Annotated in this window: 20 protein-coding genes; 15 read left to right on the top strand and 5 right to left on the bottom strand. The window is 53.4% G+C overall.

All coding sequences use genetic code 11. The features are described 5' to 3' along the window. Positions 1-38: 38 nt before the first annotated feature. The 9 genes from BST95_RS06710 to BST95_RS06650 all read left to right on the top strand — a co-directional run bounded on the left by BST95_RS06710 (position 39) and on the right by BST95_RS06650 (position 8,797). Positions 39-476 (top strand): diacylglycerol kinase, encoded by a 438-nt coding sequence (locus BST95_RS06710; RefSeq protein ID WP_229801936.1) that lies wholly within the window; start codon positions 39-41, stop codon positions 474-476. A gap of 72 nt (positions 477-548) precedes the next feature. Continuing rightward, a complete protein-coding gene (gene rpsT, locus BST95_RS06705) occupies positions 549-815 on the top strand; it encodes a 30S ribosomal protein S20 (protein ID WP_066055177.1) in 267 nt (88 codons plus the stop codon). Positions 816-938: 123 nt separating this feature from the next. Continuing rightward, positions 939-2,744: an IS1/IS1595 family N-terminal zinc-binding domain-containing protein gene (locus BST95_RS06700; RefSeq protein ID WP_157114464.1), complete on the top strand. Its 1,806-nt coding sequence runs from the start codon at positions 939-941 to the stop codon at positions 2,742-2,744. A gap of 531 nt (positions 2,745-3,275) precedes the next feature. Further along, positions 3,276-3,626 carry a hypothetical protein gene (locus BST95_RS06690; protein ID WP_084198628.1) on the top strand — a complete coding sequence of 117 codons (351 nt, stop codon included), beginning with the start codon at positions 3,276-3,278 and terminating at the stop codon, positions 3,624-3,626. A gap of 479 nt (positions 3,627-4,105) precedes the next feature. Beyond that, positions 4,106-4,750: a hypothetical protein gene (locus tag BST95_RS06680; RefSeq protein ID WP_146004275.1), complete on the top strand. Its 645-nt coding sequence runs from the start codon at positions 4,106-4,108 to the stop codon at positions 4,748-4,750. Positions 4,751-4,806: 56 nt separating this feature from the next. After that, positions 4,807-5,121 (top strand): hypothetical protein, encoded by a 315-nt coding sequence (locus tag BST95_RS06675; RefSeq protein WP_084198625.1) that lies wholly within the window; start codon positions 4,807-4,809, stop codon positions 5,119-5,121. Positions 5,122-6,007: 886 nt separating this feature from the next. Further along, positions 6,008-6,337: a hypothetical protein gene (locus BST95_RS06670; protein WP_146004276.1), complete on the top strand. Its 330-nt coding sequence runs from the start codon at positions 6,008-6,010 to the stop codon at positions 6,335-6,337. Positions 6,338-7,267: 930 nt separating this feature from the next. After that, positions 7,268-7,738: a metallophosphoesterase gene (locus BST95_RS06655; protein WP_169843869.1), complete on the top strand. Its 471-nt coding sequence runs from the start codon at positions 7,268-7,270 to the stop codon at positions 7,736-7,738. Between the two features lie 303 nt (positions 7,739-8,041). Then, complete coding sequence (locus BST95_RS06650) at positions 8,042-8,797, top strand: metallophosphoesterase (protein ID WP_084198052.1); 756 nt, start codon at positions 8,042-8,044, stop codon at positions 8,795-8,797. Positions 8,798-9,186: 389 nt separating this feature from the next. Here the strand turns inward: BST95_RS06650 and BST95_RS06645 are convergent, their stop codons facing one another. Next, positions 9,187-9,366, bottom strand: a complete 180-nt coding sequence (locus BST95_RS06645; protein WP_084198053.1) for a hypothetical protein — start codon at positions 9,364-9,366, stop codon at positions 9,187-9,189. A gap of 193 nt (positions 9,367-9,559) precedes the next feature. Here BST95_RS06645 and BST95_RS06640 point away from each other — a divergent pair, with 193 nt between their 5' ends. After that, positions 9,560-9,919 carry a hypothetical protein gene (locus BST95_RS06640; RefSeq protein ID WP_084198054.1) on the top strand — a complete coding sequence of 120 codons (360 nt, stop codon included), beginning with the start codon at positions 9,560-9,562 and terminating at the stop codon, positions 9,917-9,919. 315 nt (positions 9,920-10,234) lie between these two features. On the opposite strand, the gene BST95_RS06635 is transcribed toward BST95_RS06640, so the two are convergent. Beyond that, positions 10,235-11,422, bottom strand: a complete 1,188-nt coding sequence (locus BST95_RS06635) for a ferritin-like domain-containing protein (protein WP_084198620.1) — start codon at positions 11,420-11,422, stop codon at positions 10,235-10,237. A 110-nt stretch (positions 11,423-11,532) separates the two neighbouring features. Here BST95_RS06635 and BST95_RS06630 point away from each other — a divergent pair, with 110 nt between their 5' ends. Together BST95_RS06630 and BST95_RS06625 are read left to right on the top strand one after the other, a co-directional pair. After that, positions 11,533-12,531: an AraC family transcriptional regulator gene (locus BST95_RS06630; protein WP_084198619.1), complete on the top strand. Its 999-nt coding sequence runs from the start codon at positions 11,533-11,535 to the stop codon at positions 12,529-12,531. Further along, positions 12,521-13,591 (top strand): patatin-like phospholipase family protein, encoded by a 1,071-nt coding sequence (locus BST95_RS06625; RefSeq protein ID WP_102106382.1) that lies wholly within the window; start codon positions 12,521-12,523, stop codon positions 13,589-13,591. Before BST95_RS06630 ends, BST95_RS06625 begins: the two co-directional genes overlap by 11 nt. On the opposite strand, the gene BST95_RS06620 is transcribed toward BST95_RS06625, so the two are convergent. From BST95_RS06620 to BST95_RS06610, 3 genes are read right to left on the bottom strand one after another with little or no spacing between them, the layout of a single operon-like run. Then, positions 13,588-13,863, bottom strand: coding sequence for a polyhydroxyalkanoic acid system family protein (locus BST95_RS06620; protein ID WP_082850099.1), 276 nt, complete (start codon positions 13,861-13,863; stop codon positions 13,588-13,590). The two genes, BST95_RS06625 and BST95_RS06620, sit on opposite strands and share 4 nt — an antisense overlap. A 57-nt stretch (positions 13,864-13,920) precedes the next feature. After that, positions 13,921-15,381: a hypothetical protein gene (locus BST95_RS06615; protein ID WP_084198618.1), complete on the bottom strand. Its 1,461-nt coding sequence runs from the start codon at positions 15,379-15,381 to the stop codon at positions 13,921-13,923. A 1-nt stretch (position 15,382) separates the two neighbouring features. Next, positions 15,383-16,249, bottom strand: a complete 867-nt coding sequence (locus BST95_RS06610; RefSeq protein ID WP_084198617.1) for an LLM class flavin-dependent oxidoreductase — start codon at positions 16,247-16,249, stop codon at positions 15,383-15,385. A 179-nt stretch (positions 16,250-16,428) separates the two neighbouring features. On the opposite strand from BST95_RS06610, the gene hslO reads away from it, so the two are divergent. The 3 genes from hslO (at position 16,429) to BST95_RS06595 (ending at position 19,813) form a co-directional block, all read left to right on the top strand. After that, positions 16,429-17,310, top strand: a complete 882-nt coding sequence (gene hslO, locus BST95_RS06605; protein WP_084198616.1) for an Hsp33 family molecular chaperone HslO — start codon at positions 16,429-16,431, stop codon at positions 17,308-17,310. A gap of 136 nt (positions 17,311-17,446) precedes the next feature. Further along, positions 17,447-19,012: a phosphoenolpyruvate carboxykinase gene (locus BST95_RS06600; protein ID WP_066055197.1), complete on the top strand. Its 1,566-nt coding sequence runs from the start codon at positions 17,447-17,449 to the stop codon at positions 19,010-19,012. 249 nt (positions 19,013-19,261) lie between these two features. Beyond that, the gene (locus BST95_RS06595) at positions 19,262-19,813 is read left to right on the top strand and encodes a hypothetical protein (RefSeq protein ID WP_084198615.1); all 552 of its coding nucleotides are present in this window, start codon (positions 19,262-19,264) and stop codon (positions 19,811-19,813) included. The last annotated feature ends 24 nt before the right edge of the window (positions 19,814-19,837 follow it).

Raw genomic sequence — 19,837 nt, 5'->3', positions numbered from 1 at the left:
CAACTAATAGCCATTAGTATACTCATAGGACCGAACGGATGACACAGCAGCCACCCCAGCAACCTGCCAACGGCTCCGAGAAAAGCACTGACGGTATGATGTCCAAGCCCGGGCGCAAGGGCTTTGCGCGGCTGATAGCGGCCACTCGCTACTCCTGGCGGGGCTTTAAAGCCGCCTGGCTGAACGAGGAGGCCTTCCGTATCGAGGCCTCTCTGGCGCTCGCATTCATCCCCCTGGCTTTTGTCCTGGGCCAGAACATCGCCCACCAGATCGCCCTCATTATCACCTGTGGCCTGGTCATTCTGGCCGAGGTCATCAACACGGCCATCGAGTCGATTGTCGATCGCATAGGCCCCGAACACGATCCACTGTCGGGCCAGGCCAAGGACCTCGGCTCCGCCGCTGTTTTTGTGACCTTGAGCCTGTTTTTATTCGTCTGGTTGATGAGTACTTGGCATTATTTCCGGGGGGGCTGAATCCGGTTGACAAGCGCCACCCTAATGTGAATAATCGCGCCTCTTGAATTTTGACCCCCAGAGGACATCAAAGTGGCCAATTCTCCACAAGCTAAGAAGCGCGCTCGCCAGGCAGAAAAGCGTCGCGTCCACAACGCCAGCCTGCGCTCGCTGGTTCGCACCAACATCAAGAAGGTTATCGCCGCTATCGACACTGGCGACGCTGACCAGGCCAAGGCTGCTTACGCCGCGGCTGTGCCCGTGATCGACCGCATGGCCGACAAGGGCATTATCCACAAGAACAAGGCCGCTCGTCACAAGAGCCGTCTGAATGCGCAGGTGAAAGCACTGTCTGCGTAATTCTTGCGAGTTACAAAAAAGCCGGCCCTTGGGCCTAGGCATTAAATATTTCTGGATATAGCAGAAATGTGTACCTAAACTCACTCCTATAGGGAAGCAATCCTATCAGGAGTGAGTTTTTTAATGCCCGATCACAAATCTGATCAGAAAAGGGACAGAATCCCGCCTGAATACGATGGCATACAGGTAAACTCCTGCAAGAATCCCAGGTGCAAGAACTTTGGTGTACCAGCAGAAAACTCAAGATCTGATCCTAACTATCGCGTAAGTGGGAGCAAACGCCCGGTTCGTGAGAATTTCGAGCTAACCGGAGCAGGTTCAGCAAAGTCGGCAAGGGTCATTATCTGCAAATCCTGCAATGAATCTATTCCCCTAAAAAACAATCAGGCAATTGTCGAAACTATACATTCACTATCATGGTCGCCTGACAATCACTACTGCCCAAATATTGAGTGCAGCAACAATATCTCTAAGGTCGGCTTGAATGGCAGCACTGGTGCGTATGTAAAGCGGGGCCGTACAGAAACAGGCTCTCAGCGATGGAAGTGCAAAGGCTGTGGCAAAACTTTCGTTGTGCAGCGAGCCCGCTACCCTGCAACTCATGGGCGGAAATCCCACAAATATGTGGAATCAATTCTCCACCTATTGAATGGTCTTGAGATTAATCGCATTCAAGAGACTACAGAATTATCCCCTCCCGTCATTTATCACAATATGGAGCGGGCGTACAAAGCCTGCCTTCGCTTTAACAGAGAACGGGAAGCCAATTTCAAGCAACGATCTGGTCGCCATGAGGAACTATTTCTTTGTACTGATCGACAAGCCTATTTGATCAACTGGGACAAGCGAAAAGACAAACGTAACATAGCATTTCGTTCAACGATTAGTGCCGACTGTAGTAGCGGTTACGTCTTCCCAATCCATCTATCCTATGACCCCCGCGCTGATCGAGACTTTATTCATATCGAGTCATGGAAGCGGGGTGATCAAGACTACACAATGGCATTGCGTAGATATTCTCAATATTGGCTGGATGATGACTATCAATCACATGATACAAACGCTCGGTCACCTCTTGAGGCATATTCTCCGGACGCCCTGCAAAGGTTACGGGCAAGATATGAAGATGCTGATCAGAGGGACGATGTCGAACTCCCAAGTGATCAGTTGTCACTTGAGAGCATGCTGCCCCGCAAAGGCATGCAGTTCAGGGAAGACTATGTCCTGTACGCACACTTTCAGATCATTCGCTCTCTGCTGAGTGAGTCTGAAAAGGTCCACTTCTTTACTGAACAGGAGTCTGGGATACGAGCCGCCTACATGTCTTCCTTTGGCGATATGGTACGAAATGGGGACAGTGATCTCTTCTATGTGGCAATTAAAGATGGCGCCACTAGAGATGAGAGGGAAGAAGCGACACGAATTGGCCGTCGTGCAATAAGATCAGCTCAGAGGCAGCTTGGCCGAGTAACTGAGCTCGAGGCCACTTGGTATCTTGTGGAACAGACGATGAACGCCCACCTTCGAGGAGAAGGAAAGTGGAAGGATCGATGGGCGCTTTATCCAGTGCCTACCCGGGGAGAGGTGCAGAAAAGGTTTTCTCACATGACGTCAATGGAGGATGAAGACATACACGAGAAAGCTAGAGTCGCCGCGCATTGTTCGATGCTCAAGGTGGACAACTTCATGCAGTTTGCAAGAAGACGATCATCAATGCTGGAACGACCAATTTCATCCCCAGCAGGTGCAGGTAGAAAGTGGTATGGGAAGTCTCCATATAATCCCTATCGACCAGTACAGTTGCTGGAAATTCTGCGAACCTACTTCAACTACTCCCCGATCAACAATAATAAGAAGAGGGAAACACCAGCGATGAAAATTGGATTGGCTGATGGGCCGGTTGATCTGCGCAAGATTTTATTGCCATGACCAACAAGAATGGGAGTATCATGTCAATGTCCGCTTTCGTCCACAAAGCTGCCGCTCGCACTAGCCAAGGAAACTCGAAATTGCGCTGTACATATCATGGATAGTCTATCGGTTCCGCCAGTTATGAATGACGCATGGCACGTCATGCTCACTCTGTTCATACCCATGTTTGGATATCGATTCGCGCCAACAGAAATATATTTGAGCATTCCAATAACTGGGCTGACCTTAGCGATTGCCTTCTACATCGCAACTACCAAGGTTCTGCATGAATACACAGCCGCAAAAAATGTCTTTGGCAAAGCTGGATACGTCTTATTGGCAGTGTTCACAATTGGACTCACTCGGTGGATATGGACACAGAACTCAATGGAGGCACCTTGGGTAGGAATCGTGTTTACAGTATTAATGTTGGGTGCAATCCACCTTTACCTGTCGATTCTGGGTTTGTTCGGTGTTGTACGACCAGAGCAGGATTGATGACAGCTCTTGGCCCCATAGCCGCCTCGGGTAAGATATGGTCAACTTCTAATGGGTAAATACGTCTTTATCGCCGCGCTCGTCATAATTGCGTCCTATTTTCGACACAAGTTCAACGCTATTGAAATGCCTTGGCGTGAAAGAATGCTAAGGGGTGCGGTAGCAGGATTTGCTGTTGGTATTGTTTTAGTGACTTTTGTATATGGGCAGCAGGTGGCCGTCGCTCGCGAAGAAGTCGACGTTGCCCGGCTTGGATGGACATTTTTGCTCGCTATTTGCGTGGGCGCTATCTCGCTTTTACGAGGGGGTCCATTAGATAGTCCTGAATCATTCGACTTTGATGATCCCGAGAATGTTACTCCTGGTGAGCGTGTTCGAAAGGCTCGCCAACACAAAGAGTAGACGTCCGCTTTTGGCCCCAAAGCCGACATGGTGCTGCCCGCATTTGTCATCAATCGAACCCAGTGAAAATCATGCCTGCCTGCAACGACCCTCGCTTGAAACTTGCCTTGAAATACGTAGCTCTTGAAAGTCCAGAGTGGGCCAATGCAGGAGGGCACTTCCTGTATATCTCTGATGCTGGGGACTATAGCTCTGACCAGAACTATAGGTCTGTTGAAGAATGGGCTGAATCTGAGCCACTACGAACTCGGCCACCTGTGATGCTAATCCATGGCTATGCCGCTCCTCACCAAATTGTAGTATCTACGATCACCTCCATACGGGAGCTAGGGTTTGAGAAATTAGGAATCAAGCAGATTGATGATTACGATCAACGGCAATGACAGTAGTCCGCTTTTGGCCCCATACCCGTATTCCGATGATTTTGAATGACGCCCGAGAACGAAACGCAACGTACTTAGACGCTTTGGACTGAGCTATTGAATAATTTGTATCCGGTCGTCATGGTTCTTACTTCGTTTTTGCTTCTATCGTGTGGAGACCAGGCCTCTGATGATTACCTCCACGTCAAAGTGGATGAGGTGAACACAGATGATTTTGACCTGTCCCTTCAAAGCTGGGCGTATTACTGGGAAGGCGGTGGAGGAACCTATAGGGTTGGTTACGTTGGCAGCCCATTGAAAGCAGGCGCTAGGCTCATATCGCGCTTCTCTACACAGTCGGGTTTAGATTCTGAAAAAATTAGTTGGTATCAGGAGAACAGCTCGCTTATGTGTTGTGATGCGCCTTGGAGCAAGGATGCATTCTTCAAGTTGAGATTCGGAGAAGCCGCTTACACTGAACTCTCAGAAGCGATTCTCCATACACTTTCGACTCATGAGTATCTTTCCAAATATTCTCGGTATCTTCGTGGCGTTGATTTGGCAAATGAGAAGATAACAATTACATACCGAGCAACCACACCGGAATCGATGCGAGCCGAATTGAACGCACTGATACTCTCCACAGGTAGTCATGAGTCTCTTGTGAAACTAGCAATTAACGATAAGTGGGAAACAATGGGCGAGTTGTATGAGTGGACTGAGCATTTAACATCCAAGCTAGTATTGTCGTACGACGGGTGAGCGGCAGCTCCTGGCCCCAAAGCTGCCCTCGGCAATAGACTAACCTTCTGGAATTCATGATTTCTGCTGTCGTTGACGTTCTCTTGTTTTGCATCATCGCCTATGGTCTTTTTCAATGGTGCCTGGTCTTCTATCACATGGTTGCTCTCACTAAGCATTACAAAGACGATATTGATCCATGGAGCTGGCGTACAGGCTTCAATCCATTCAATGGGTTAGTCTTATTCGGTTGGCTGAAGCCAGAAGGGAGGATACATGCGAAGAAGTGCTGGTTTGCGATTGGAAAATTCGTTCTTATAGTTAGTGTTCCTTTGCTGTTAGCCCTACTCTTGAGAGCATTGACCGGTATTGATCTGTTGGAAATGGCGTAATTCTAATGCCCGCTCTTGGCCCCTTAGCTGCCCCTCTAGTTGATATGAATTTCCCATCTACATTTAGTAAGCACATTCACTTGGCTATAGAAAATCGGCATGAAGAAGTGCTGCGGTAGATTTTTAGCTCCCGAAATTCGCTATAGAGCTAGCCTCCTAGATTCACTAGGACTTTGTGTTTTACTGGGGTTTTTCTTGAGTATAGCGGGGCTAGCAGCTTGGGTGGCTTCAGCGACACTTGTTTCTAGTTTTGTTGATGGAAGTATAAATGACAGAGGCTTGTTTGGTCGGAGAGTGCTACCCGGCGGACTGATGGTTTTAGTGTTTCTATACTACTTTTTACCTAAGTTCATAAATGCATCGAGCTATCTAGTGAATTACAAGCTCAACATCACTTCCTCATGTAAGCATTGTGGCAAGGAGTATACACTTGCAGACTACCCTAAGTCGGTCGATCCTTTTTGAGGATTTTTGCAGCTTGAGTGCGCAGCGTAGAGGCGCCTAACGCCCCCAAGGGAGATCTTAATTGAGTCGCACAGTTCTTGAACTATGTTGGGCAATAACATGGAGGTGGACACTCGTGAGTTTTGTGCTCCTACTTCCCATGTTCTACTTGCGAGCAATTCCGCATTCACTAGAGATATCCGAGCTATATAGTTGGGTGGAAATACTTCTTACATTCGTCGGGTTTTATTTGACGATGTTCTGGCTGCTCAAGAAAGGGTACGGGCGAAATCAAATTTTCGTCAGTGATAAGTCGGCGTAATGCGCTATTTTGATCGGCTGAGACAAACGTCAGCTCTTGGCCCCAGAGCTGCCGTTCAAGATTTGAGCTAATTCCTGAGGAAACAGACTCAGCCCATACACCTTTGCTCTCGAAGTTACTGTGAACTCCTTATCCATCAAAAATCCGAAGATATTCTTTTTCCTAGTGCCATTTGTGGCAATTGTCGCCTTTTTGGCTAACGCAGATCGTGCGTCACCGCTCGACTTTCAAGCTGAAGGTAAAGTGTGGATTATGAGTTGGGAGGGCAAAAATCATGGGATGCCGCTGCTATTAATCAAAGAGTATGGCGAATCTGGCACTACCAAAAAGTTAGAAAGCCATGACTTGCTCCTGAAGCCCGACCAAATTAGCGAGGGCGATGATTTTTACAAAGAGAAGGGCTCCAAAAACTGTATTATCAACAAAGTTGAAGTCCAATGTATCAAATAGTGCCCCTTAGATTAGGGTCAGCTATTGGCCCCACAGTTGTCTACTAGACCTAATTAAGTGAGTTTTTACGAAAAATTCGTGCTCTGGAGAGAAAATCATCCTCTCGTGCTGCCATTCACGATGCTTGGCGTATTACTTTTGATTGGGCTTATGTGGGTTTTTACGAACGAATCACGCGCCTCTTATTCGGATTATAAAGGGACAGTCTGTTGCCTATCTGACTCATATTTCGTGGAGGATGGGCAAGCTTCGCCGCTTAGGATGATGTATGTAGACCTGGATAACGGCCAGCGCGTGGAAGTTCCGATTCGATATCGGCAGTTCTTCGTGCACTACGAGCAGCACGGCAGGATCTTGGTTCGTCGGTCTGCCAAGAAAGAAGGCTCGCATCCACGCTATATGGCCGTCAGGTACTTGGATGCAGATAATCGGTAATGCGAGGGTCCGGTTTTGGCCCCTAAGCTGACATTCTAATTGAACAGGGCTTCAATGGATTCTATATCCCTGCACACGCAGCCAAGTGATCTCGCCTACTACCAATGATACTAGCTGCATTGATTCTTCATATGACCAGTTTCGTGTGGATGTATGAGATATACACTAAGTATTGGCGCGAAGCTGTCGGAGAAAGCGCGGGCATTGGTGAGGGGGCCTCACTCCATTTTTACGCGCCAAAGTGGCTCATGATCGGATACATAGCTATTTTGCTAGGCAGTATTTCTTTTGTCATACCGTTCAACGCTCAGGCATACGGTTCTACAGTCTTAAGAGCAAGTTATATATCGGTGACCTCCTGGCTATTACTGACGATTCTCTATGTGCAACTATTCGCCTAGATAACCATGCATTGATTTCATGGTTTTAGTATACAGTATGTAAACCCCTATATTTATGGGCTTAGATAGTCATCGTAAATTACTAAATGGAGATTTGGATATTAAGATTGGGCTAGTCCCTGATCTGCACACAGAGTTTTTCGACGACCTGACAGATGAGGAGCTTCGTTCTTGGTTTCCTGATGTCGATGTGGTCGTTCTGGCTGGCGACTGCGCAAAGGGAGATTCCCTGTACGATATCAGTGGGCGGGTTACCACTCTTACTGATAGCGAGGTGGTTGTGGTGGCTGGCAATCACGAGTTTTATCATCCCGATATATATGCTCAGAACAAGCGCTATAGAGAGCTCTTTCAAGGCCATCCTCGCCTACACTATACCGAGAAAGATCGGGTTGATATCGCGAGAGTGACATTCCTTGGCACAACACTATGGAGCAATTTTGACGCTCAAGGCAGCGCAGAGTACCTTTCTCTCAGGGCAGTTAGCGGCTCAGCTAAACGATTTCTGGCTTACTCGGATTCGAGGGTCAGAGCTTACGCCCATGGCAATGAGAGGGCTTTTTGAAGATGCTCATAGATGGCTTGATCGAGAGCTTGCCTCGGCAGGAGATCGTACAGTGGTCATTACACACTGGCCTCCCTCAGTGCATGCGATTCACAGGCGCATCCAGCGTGATCTCTTGACTCCGTACTTTGTTGGATCATGCGACGATCTGATAACAAAGTACCATCCTCCGCTATGGCTGTACGGCCACAACCACTACAGTGACGTCCTGATGATTGGCAGCACTAGGCTCGTGTCTAATCAAATAGGATATCCGAGCGAGGGTGGTGGCTGTGGCTTTAATTCACGCCTGGTAATCGAGATATGAAGGTAGGACTCGTCTCAGATCTACATCTAGAGACTCACGAAGATATTGTGACTGATAGCAACCTTCTGGAGATGCTCCCAAGTGGGGCAGACGTGATCGTGCTGGCCGGCGACTGCACGACTGGCAATGAGCTGCCTGCACTTGTAAAGCGCGTGAGAGAGCTCGCAGGAGCCCAGGTGGTGGCGATAGCTGGCAATCACGAAGCGTACTATCAAGACTTGCTCGAGCTCTATCCGTATCTCAGATCTGAGATAACGGCAGATGGCATGCACTTCCTGGAGCAAGATTCTGTGATCATCGATGGTGTTACCTTCGTGGGTGCGACGATGTGGACTGACTTCGAAAGCGATGGACCGGACGGCACGGCCGTCGCGCCACTGATAAGTGATTTCTACAAGGTCCGCCTAGGAAGCGACAAGCCCATCACGCCGCAAGACATGATCGACCTACATACCGAATCCTGGGAATGGCTCGACAGGGCCCTCTATGAAGCCTCAGGTCCCGTCGTCGTCGTGAGCCACTTCTGTCCCACCACAAGACACAATCTCGGCGAGAGAGAGCCTGCCCGGCCATACTACATCTTCGAGGGCGAGGAGCTGATAGAAGCGTATCAACCAGACCTATGGGTCTTCGGTCACACCCATAACGATGAAGATGCGCAGATGGGAAAAACGCGGGTTATCTCAAATCCGAGGGGATATCATGGGCGAGAAGTACCGGGTTTCAGGAAAAACCTTGTGATCGAAATCTAACCCTTTCACCGAAAGCTCAGTTTGCTTTTGTGAAAGCGCAGTATGCTTATCGGCATTGCACAGTATGCTTATCAAGCGAAACTGTACAAATAATGACCTGAATTGGTGTGTGTCAGGCCATGTTTGATCAAAAAACATACGAAAAGGTTTGATCGATCCAAGATTACTTTAGATTAACGGACCTTTTGAGGCGCAAAGGTTTCCTCTTGAGGAAGAAAAACTAAACTTTGGGAATTTAGGAAGCGCAAAGCCCGACTAGCGGAAGCTTTTAGAGATGACAAGAACGATGGCTGCATTGACGTATGGCGAGGCTGATGATTCATCTTTGAGTGGCAGTCTCCAACTAATTCCGCTGGCACTCGAAACCGGACCGTTATATGGCCTGGGCGTTATCCATGCTCCCGCTTATCCCAGCGCCTGCGTGCCTCATGGAGCGCGGCGGCCCAGTATTTATCACCGGTCTTAAAGTCAATGCGATGTGGGTCCTTCCCGCTGCGCACCTGGCCCATGATTTCCTTAAGTGCCGCTTTATAGTGATCTGTTGACCGGAAATTCTTGGCTATGGTCATTAAGACTCCAAATCCATTTCAGTTCGCGATTTACGATATCAAATTGTCTCTTGCTAGGCGAAAGCGGACGTTGAGGGGCTGAATCGGCCCAGGAAAGCAGAAAGGTCCGCTATCACCTCAGAGGGGAAATTGATTGCGATTAGCCCAATGTCCGCTTTTGGCCCCAGAGTAGAATTTAGACGGTGAAATCAGGATGGCCAAGTCTTCTGTCGCACTAGTTGTTGGTTTATTGATCGGTGGCGCGGTAACGTATTACTCATCATTAGAGAGGGACGTGCAGTATCGGATCCAATTGCTCCATCATCAGCTCGATTTTCTAGGTGCTCAGAATCTCTTGCTTGCTGAGTTTGCGGGATCTTGCGAGACTGATGACTTCGAACTCTTTATGAGAGTGCAGACCCACGAACTCGAGAATTTCAGAATTGGCTTTACCCAGTTAAAGAAGAATATATTGGTAGATTCAGATCGAATCGAGCGAGACATTTCCAACCATTACCAGACGCTGTCCAACAACCTAGCTGTTAATCAGAAAACTATTGAGCAGTGTAATTGAGAATCCGTTGGGCGCGAAAATCAGTGTCCGCTTTTGGTCCCAAAGCTGCCGGTGATACAGCTAGATTCTTTGCCTATAAATTATTTCATGATATAAAAAAGGCCCAGCATCATTTCCGATGCTGGGCCTTTTTTGTCCGACTAAGCTTAGGCACGCCATATCCAGAGATATTTAATGCCTAGCCCTTGGGCCGGCTTTTTTTTTGCTCTACTATAATTGTGGACAGACCACGTTTTTTTGCCCTGAACTGGGGCATGGTCACGCTCTTGTAAAAAACGTGGTCTGTCCCCAATTAGTGACTTGCCCCCCCTTTAGCTAGGCGGCGGTCTCGGCCTCGTGTGAGGCGTGCTCGTCCTTAAACTGCTCCACCATACTCTGCTCATAGGCCTGGGCTTCGCCGGTGTCCAGCGGGCGTTCCAGTGACGCCCAGTCAATGTCGCCATCGGTGGCCAGGTTCTCGTACTCGAGAATACCCAGCTCCTCGAACTTGGGCCGAATCTCGTCAGTGAGCAATCCGATTCGCGCCAGGTTGGGCACCACGCGCTGGAACAGCAGGTTGCGGAATGTCGACATGACAAAACCATCCAGCACCCGGCGGCGCGCGTCTTCCACATCCCAGCCAAAGTGAGCGAATACATCGGTCATGATGAGGCGCTCACGGCTGATGACACAGGCCTCATAGGCGAACTGGGCGCGCTCATTGCGCTCCTCCTCGGACAGGGTCTTAACGAACTCCTCCAGATAGTTCACGCCGAAGGTGACGTGGCGGGCCTCATCGCGTACTACCAGGTAGACCACGTCCTTGAGCACCGGATCCGGCGTGGTTTCCCGGGTGGTGTTAAAGGCCGACAGGGCCAGGCCTTCGATGACAATCTGCATGCCGATGAACTTCATGTCCCAGCGCTCATCGGTGAGAATCTTGTCGATGATGCTCTTCAGGTGCGTATTAATTGGGTACATCATGCCCAGGCGCTGCTGCAGGTACTTATTAAACACCTCGACGTGGCGGGCCTCATCGAAGGTTTGAGAACCCGCGTACAGCTTGGCATTCAATGTCGGGGCACAGGAGCACAGCTGGGAGGCCACCAACAGCGCACCCTGCTCGCCGTGCAGGAACTGCGACAGGCTCCAGGCGCTGGTGTGCAGCCAGAACTCTTCTTTCTGCTCATCTGACAGCGCCATATAGGGCGGATAGTCGGTGAGATTCATCAGATCTGCCTGCTGGGCAGCATCAAATTCCGGCCAGGGGCGATCCCAGTCAATATCGATCTCGGGATCCCAATTCAGCTGCTTGCCCAGATCGTAGAGTTTCTTGATCCGATCGTCCTGCACGGTGTAATTCCAGTTGTAGGCACCGGTCAGGGGAGTCTGGAAAATCTCGGCAATATGCTCGACGTCTGCTGAGGTCAGCACTTCTTCCATATCCGGCGTGATATCCGGATTATCGGCACCGGCAAAGGTCTGAATTTTGCGTGGCGCATTGTCGGTCCATTTTATCTGCATTTGGAATCACCCTCGTTATCGTTAAACTCGCGACCAAATATCGATCAAAGTCCCCATTCCAACAAGGTGAAGTATTGTCAAATTGAGGTCATATATGGCCAAATAGGGCCATGCCCAAACACACAACACCCGCCCAATACGCTCTCATCCTCATCGACATGGTCGAGGACAGCACGGGCGAACGCCAGCGATTACTCCACGGGACCAGCATGGCTGAGGGCGACTTCGCCAGCATCGGTGCCCGGGTGGAAGACCGTGATTTCATCACCTTGGCCAATAACGCCCTTGCACTCACCGGCGATCCGGCGCTAGGGCTGCGCCTGGGCATGAGCCTCAACCTCGGGGCTCACGCCATTCTGGGGCAGGCCTTTATGACCTGCCGCGATCTGGGCGAAGCCGTCAACCTGTTCCTCAAATACCACCATCTGCTCTCCTCGAACCTCAGCCTGGCCTACTCGGTCAACGAGGGCTGGTGCTCACTGGTCAGCGTGGACCGCCCCCAGGACCTGCCAGAACAGTTCTCTTACGAGATGCTGTTTGCCGCGATGCTCAATACGCTGCGCGGCCTGATCAACGACCCGCAGATGCAGGCAGAGGTGGACTTCCCGTACCCGGAACCTGCCCACGCCGAGCATTACTATCGGGTATTTGGCGACGGCGTGCGCTTCAATTGCGCGCAGCCCGCCCTGCGCTTTCGGACCCAACTACTGAACCGACCACTACCCGCTTCCAACCCGGCACTGCGCAATCTCTACGAGCAGGAGTGCGCCCGCCTGCTGGCGGATCTAGAGGGTGAGGAATCGATTGAGGAACAAACCCTGCGGCTACTGCGCAAGCTGGAAGGCCAATATCCACAAATGCCCCAGGTAGCGCACATGCTGAACCTCAGCCCGCGCACCTATCGGCGGCGCCTGCAGCAGGAACAGCAGTCGTACCAGACCCTGCTGGATCAGGTTCGAGCCGAGCACGCCACCCACTACCTGCGCAATTCCCGCCTGCCGATGTCAACCATTGCCTACATGGTCGGGTTTAACGATTCTTCCAATTTTCGCCGCGCCTATGCCAAGTGGACCGGACGCGCACCGGGCGAGGTAAGACGTGGCGAGTAAAGCCCTGGCTGTACACATGGGCGCCGAAGCGGCGGCGCAGATTGAACAGCAGAGCTGGACACCCGAGCTCTTTTCCCTGCTGCTGGGTGCTTCGGGTGGTCCCAAGTGTTTTATTCTGAGCCAACTGGATAAGTTTCTGTTCAGCGATTTCCTGCAGCACACCGATCGGCCACTGAGCACGTTGGGCTCCTCGATAGGTTCCTGGCGCCACGCCTGCCTGGCCCAGGACGACCCTGCTGCTGCGGTGGATCGCATGATTCACCACTACACCTACCAGCGCTACCAATCCGCCAAACCCGGGCCGGCAGAAATCAGCGCCGGCAGCCTGGAAATCCTTGAGGCGGTGTTGGGTGATAATGGCGCCAGTGCCATTGCAGAGCACCCGCGTATTCGCAGCCACATTGTCACCGCCCGCGGCCGAGGTGCCACCGGCAGCCGCTCCGGCGCGCTGCTGGCTACCGGCATGGGTGCTGCAGCACTGGGCAATACTGTCAGTCGCCAGCTGTTGCGCCACGCCTTCCAGCGCGTGGTCTTTCACAGCGGGGCCAGCCCTGCAGCCGGTTTCACGTTCTCGGATTTTGACACCCAATACACCGCGCTGGAGGCCGCCAACGTCGCACCGGCACTGCACGCCAGTGGCTCCATTCCATTCGTGCTGACAGGTGAACGAGACATTACCGGCGCTCCACCGGGGCAGTACTGGGATGGCGGCATCATCGACTACCACTTCGACCTCGATCAATACTGTGGCGACGGGTTGATTCTCTACCCCCACTTCAGTGCCAGCGTGGTGCCCGGCTGGTTCGACAAGTTCCTGCCCTGGCGCAAAGCGCCCCTGGAGAAATCCAGGCGGCTGGTCTTACTTTGCCCGGACGAGACGTTTGTGGCAGGACTGCCACACGGCAAAATACCCGATCGTTCGGACTTCAAGAACTTCAGCGAGGAGAAGCGCATCACGTACTGGCAGGCGTGCGTCGAAGCCGCACGGGCCATGGCAGAGGAATTTGCTGAATTGGTTCAGGGCAGCGACCCCCTGGCAGGGGTGCGCGTTTATCGCTAGCTGACGTGCTCGTCGAGGTAGCGCTGCACTTCCTTGCGCAGCGTGGATTCAAACATGGAGGTGAGCAGCCCCAGTTTGACCGACACATCGATCAAGTCGTCGTGAAATGACAGCTGGCCATCGACGCCCGCGCCTTTAATACGGACCTGGTCGCCATCCCATCGCGAGCGCACGCCGTGCTCACGAGCGAGGCTTTCGACCAACCCCTCAGCGGCAGCGCGTACGTCTTCCTTGGGCATGGTATAAGGTTTGGTTATGCGGAAACCGGCCATTGATCACCTCGTTTTCGTCCCAGTATAGATCAACCGCCTAAACGGGGCATCCGTTACCTAGGCCCGAAACTGGCCATGCTCCAGAGTATAAGTCAGGCCGACATTTTCCTTGGCCTCCAGCACGGCAATCAATTGCGCGTCTTCGGTATAGGCAACGGTGCGTTTGCCACCCGGCAGATCAAATACAGCAATACCGCGCCAGGGGTCGCTCCCCTGATAAAGCACCGTGTATCCCGCCACGCTGCCCTCTCCACTGGCGTCTGCCACCAGTTCACGGATATCAGAGGCGGCGCGCACGGCATCGGTAACATCATCGAAGCCCCAGGCCTGCTCGCCGGGCGTGGCAGACCACAACGCCACCCCCTGCTTGGTCAGCATGCCGCTCACCGTTGTCACCAAGCCAATTTCATCAGGCTGCTCGCGCAACAACTGCGCCATGCGCACCGTCGCCTGGTAAACAAAATTATTCAGTGGTCCACCGCCAAATGGCATGGCGCCCGTGACGCTGAGATCACCTTCACCGGACATGCCAAACTCGTGGAGTTGGGAACGCACAGCCATGGGAAAGCAGGAATACAGTTCGCGCAGCTCAATATCGTCGAAGTTCACCCCGGAGCGCTGTGCCGCCGCCTCACCCGCCAGGTGCAAGCCAGGACTGCCGCCCAGGTCACCGCGACTGGCCACCACCGACATAAAGTTTGCCTCGGCAAAGGCCCGCGGGAAGATCCACTGCGAACGCGGAATACCCAGCGCTTCTGCCCGGGCAACACTGCACAGGATGAGGCCCGCGGCCTGATCGACATTCCACTGGCTATTGTGCAGCTTGCTGTAAGGAAAGCCGAGCATCCGATTGGCCGGGCTTGGCTGCGCAATGTCGTCGGCGGCGACCGGCGTCTCGCTCCAGGCATCGGGGTTACTTGCCGCAATTTCACTGAAGCGCTGGTACATGTCTCCCATTTGAGCGCGGTGTTCATCGGGAGTCAGCCCCTGCTTGAAGCGCAGGGCGCTGTCCATGATTGCGTAGTAACCCACCGGCATGCCAAGTCCGGCGGCCGACTCCACCTCCGACCAGATCTCTGAATCGGGCTCGAGTACCACATCCGGTGTCGCCTGTTGCGCCGTTTCACTGACCTCGGCACCGGCCTTGGCGGCACACAGGGCGCGATATTTGGCTTCGCCACCGGTGACCATTGCCACCGAGATTTCGCCGCTGGCAATGCGCTGGCAGGCACGCGTGATCAGGGTTTGCTGTGATACACCTATTTTTGCCAACACCGTGGTGGCCCGGTCTACCCCCAACCCTTGGGCCAGCAAACGCCCGGGGTCGGTATATCCCCAAATCCCCTCGGTAACAGCAATTTCATCGACCTCGGTCAACAACGCGTTACCGCCAGCGTCTGCTGCAGCATCGCGCAGGGCGCGCTCCATCAGCGCTATGGCTTCATCAGCTTTCTCGTAATCAGCTTCTTTCTGCTGAACGGCAGCTACGCCAACCAGTACCGGGGTATTTGGATTCATCTCAGTCCTTAATAAACGTGGATGCGTACCATTGCAGCATGGCAATTTTCTCGTCGAGCGTCTTGTCGGGCTCCATCTCATAGACGTTGCGGAAACCGATGACGACATCGGTCACCCCAATCGATTCGAGGCGCGCGATGCCTTCGTCGGTAAAGGCATCCTGCCCGGTGGTATAGAACCGGAAGGGCTTGTCTGCGGTGCCGTACTCCTCGCGCAACTGGTTGATGCGGCGGATGTAGGACTCCACCTGTTCAGTATCGGCCCCGGCACACATCCAGCCGTCGCCGACGCGCGCTGCCCGCTTCAGCGCGACCTCTGCGTGTCCGCCAATCATCAGCGGCGTCGGGGTGCCCGTCACGGGGCACATTTTATTGGCTGGCATCTGAATCATCTCACCGTCATAGCCGAAGAACTCACCGCTCTCCAGGCCACGCAGGATATCGATTTGCTCATCGAAACGCTTACCGCGCTTTTCCCAGAGCACATCGCACACCGCAAAGTCCTCTTCCCAGGGGCTGATGCCAATACCAAAATCAAAACGGTTACCTGACAGTGCCTGGATGCTCTGTACCTGCTTGGCCACCGGCGCAACCTGGCGCACTGCAAGCTTGTAGACAAACGTCGCAAAGCGGATGCGCTCGGTCACCGCTGCCATACCGGCTACAGCAATCAATGATTCCAAAAAGGGCACGCTCTCCAGGAATTCCCGCGAACCATCCTTGTTGTAAGGGTACTTGGAGCTGGCCTCTTGCGGATAACAGATACTGTCGGGTATCACGATACCGTCATAGCCTACTGCTTCTGCAGCCTGCGCCATGGGGAAGTAGTGATCGGGGTCGCACATGCCTACCTGAAGGCTGAATCTCATGGTATTACTCCTGTGATTAATTCGCTGCGCCCTACTCTATCCCGGTTGCGGTTAGCGGTCAGTGACGCCTTGAAATTTCCGGGCTTCGGCCTCAAATACTGAACCCAACCCCCGCTACCTGTTTACGCCCCAGGCCAGGTTTCGGGTTCACTTATCGCCAGAGCGACTAAACTAGACCCATGAACGACAAAACCCTGCCAAGCCGGGACCGCGCCCAGCGCTTCCTGTTCGAAGAAACCGATATCCGCGGAGAAATCGTCCAATTGGACGCCACTTACCGCGACATTCTGGCCATTCATCAGTACCCGCCGGGGGTCAGCAGCCTGCTCGGTGAATTCATGGCCGCAGCGGTATTACTGGCCACGACACTGAAGTTTGAAGGCAAGCTCATCCTCCAGGCGCGTTCAGAGCGGCAGATTCCGCTGCTGATGGTGGAGTGCGATAGCCAGCTGCAGGTACGCGGGATTGCCCGCGGCGCCCAGGAAGCCACCGCCGACAATTTCGAACAGTTGCTCGGAGAGGGCCAGCTCGCAATTACCATCGACCCGTTCTCCGGCCAGCGTTACCAGGGCATCGTACCCCTGCAGCACTCTCTGGCAGCCAGCCTCGAGAATTATTTTGAGCAATCGGAGCAGTTGGGCACCCAATTCTGGCTCAGCGCCAGCGAAGACAGCGCAGCGGGCATGCTGCTGCAGCAGTTGCCCGCCCAACTGGTCACCGACGCGGCGGAACGCCGAGCCCACTGGGAGCACGCGACCACGCTGGCCAACACCTTGAAAGACGAGGAATTACTGACCCTGGCAGCCCCGGAAATCGCCCATCGCCTCTACCACGAAGACCCGCTGCGATTGTTCGAGCCGCTGCCAGTCACTTTCCACTGCAGCTGCTCCCGCGAGCGCACCCTGAATGCCCTGGCAAGCATTCAAACCGCGGAAATTGAATCCCTGCTGGAGGAGCTTGGCACCATTACCATGGATTGCGAATTCTGCAACCAGCAATATAAATTCGTTCGGGAGGATCTGGACGGTTTTCTTGGGGATAGCGACCCTGTCGTACATTGATCTTCTTTATGGCGACAATCAGCTATTTCATACCGTCTGGATTTCGCAAATGGGGACGATTCTGACATAATTAGCGCCCCAAAATAGCCGCAACGAAGGCCGAAACACTGATTTCGGCCCGTAAACAGGATACACAATGACCGCCACAACCGAGACTCCGCAAGAGTTCACCGACCTTGCGCCAGCCCTGCTGATTGAACAAGCGCTTCAGCGCGGCGAAGGCACCCTCACCGACACCGGCGCCCTGCTGGTCACCACCGGCAAACGCACTGGCCGCTCTCCGGCTGACCGCTTCACCGTACGTGAGCCCAGCACCGAGGAAAGCATCGACTGGGGGAGCGTTAACCGCCCCTTCGACGCCGACAGATTCGACGCTCTATGGGACCGCGTTGAAGCCTACCTCGCCGAGCGCGACCGCTTCGTCTCCCACCTCCATGTGGGTGCCCACGACGACCACTACATCCCGGTAAAAGTCACCACCGAGACCGCCTGGCAGAATCTGTTCGGCCGCAATATGTTTATCCGTCCTGAAGCAGGCAGCTACAACGCTGGCCGCAAAGAGGAGTGGAGCATTCTTAATGTCGCCAGCTTCGTCTGTGAGCCCGAGCGCGACGGCACCAATTCCGATGGCGTTGTCATCGTCAATTTCGCCCAGCGCAAAGTCCTGCTGGCAGGCATGCGCTACGCAGGCGAAATGAAGAAGTCCATGTTCGCGGTGCAGAACTTCCTGCTGCCCGAAAAAGACGTCATGCCCATGCACTGCTCCGCCAATGTCAGCGAAGACGGCGACACCACGCTGTTCTTCGGCCTGTCCGGCACAGGTAAAACCACCCTGTCTGCCGACCCTGACATGTACCTGATCGGCGACGACGAGCACGGCTGGGCCAAAGGCTCTGTCTTCAACTTGGAAGGCGGCTGCTACGCCAAGACCATCAATCTGTCACAGAAGAACGAGCCGATCATCTGGGATGCGATCCGCTTTGGCGCCATCGTCGAGAACGTAGTCGTCGACGGTGGACGTCACGCCGATTACGATGACACCTCCCTGACCGAAAACGGCCGCTGCTGCTATCCGCTGGAACACGTGGAAAAGCGCACTGACACCAACGCCGGCGGCGAACCTAAGTGCGTCATCTTCCTGACCTGTGACGTCTCTGGCGTACTGCCTCCTGTATCGATCCTGTCCAAGGAAGCAGCTGCATACCACTTCCTGAGTGGCTACACCGCTCGCGTGGGCTCTACCGAGCTGGGTGCTGAAGCGGGTATCAACCCGACCTTCTCCACCTGTTTCGGTGCGCCCTTCATGCCTCGTCCGGCCGGCGACTACGCCGAGCTGCTGATGAAACGTGTGGAAGATTTCGATTCACAGGTCTACCTCGTAAACACTGGCTGGACCGGTGGCTCAGGCGCACCCGGCGGCAGCGGTTCACGCTTCCCAATCCCGGTCACCCGCGCTGTTGTACACGCCTGCCAGAGCGGCGCTCTGCTGGGCGCTGACACCACTCACATCGACACCCTTAACCTGGATTTCCCCAAGGAAATTCCTGGCGTCGATGCTAAGTACGTCGACCCGAAAGCGTCCTGGGGCGACGATGCAGCCTACGAAGAACAGGCTGCCAAGCTGGCCGGCCTGTTCAGCGAGAACATCAAGAACTTTGATGTCTCCGATGCAATTATCGCCGCGGGCCCCACAGCTAGCTAAGCGAGAATTCACAACCATCGTTGAAAGGCCCGCACTTGCGGGCCTTTTTATTTTTAGCCAATTGAGCTCCGATTCAAAGAGCAAGTGCCTGGGCAGGAAAGGCCTCCCGACGATTTCGCAGACCGCTACCTGCCCCTACCCCTCAGCCGGTGCCTGAACCCCGATTAGTATGTTTATTCTAATTTTTCGCCGTAACCTGTGATTGTTTAGGCGGATAATCCGCCCATACCACTATGAAGGAGTGACACCATGGCTGAACAGATCACCATCGAAGATGCAGTTGAAACTGTAAAGACCGCTGCCAAGAAAGCTGCCCCCAAGCGCAAGGCTCCCGCCAAGCGTAAAGCGACCGCTAAAAAGGCACCTGCCAAGAAGAAGCCTGCAGTAAAGCGCAAGCCTGCTGCCAAAAAGCCTGCTGCCAAGAAAGCAGCGGCCAAGAAGTCTGCACCGAAGAAGGCCACTCCCGATTTTGCAGCGCGCGCCAAAGAATCTGGCCGCAACGCATTCCTGGCTAGCCTGGGCTTCTACGGCAAGGCTTTCGATCAGGTTCAAGAGCAGTTCGACAACCTGCAGAAGCAGCTGGAAGAGCGTCGCAAGAATGCAGAAAAGACCTACAAAGAGCTGGTAAAGCGCGGTGAGAAGGTCGAGAAGGAAGCCAAGAAAGCAGCCAGCGACATTGAGCTGCCCAAGTTTGAGCTGGAAAGCCTGACCGATCGCAAGAAGCTGGACGCTCAGCTGGACAAAGCCAAAGCGCGTTTCGAAGAACTGAAAGAAACCGTTAACTTCAAATCCGCTGCCTGATTTCAGGTAGCGGTTCCATCCAGG

Origin of the sequence: Halioglobus japonicus (genome assembly GCF_001983995.1) — a bacterium.
Taxonomy (GTDB): Bacteria; Pseudomonadota; Gammaproteobacteria; order Pseudomonadales; family Halieaceae; genus Halioglobus; species Halioglobus japonicus.
This window is presented reverse-complemented; position numbering and strand designations above follow the sequence as displayed.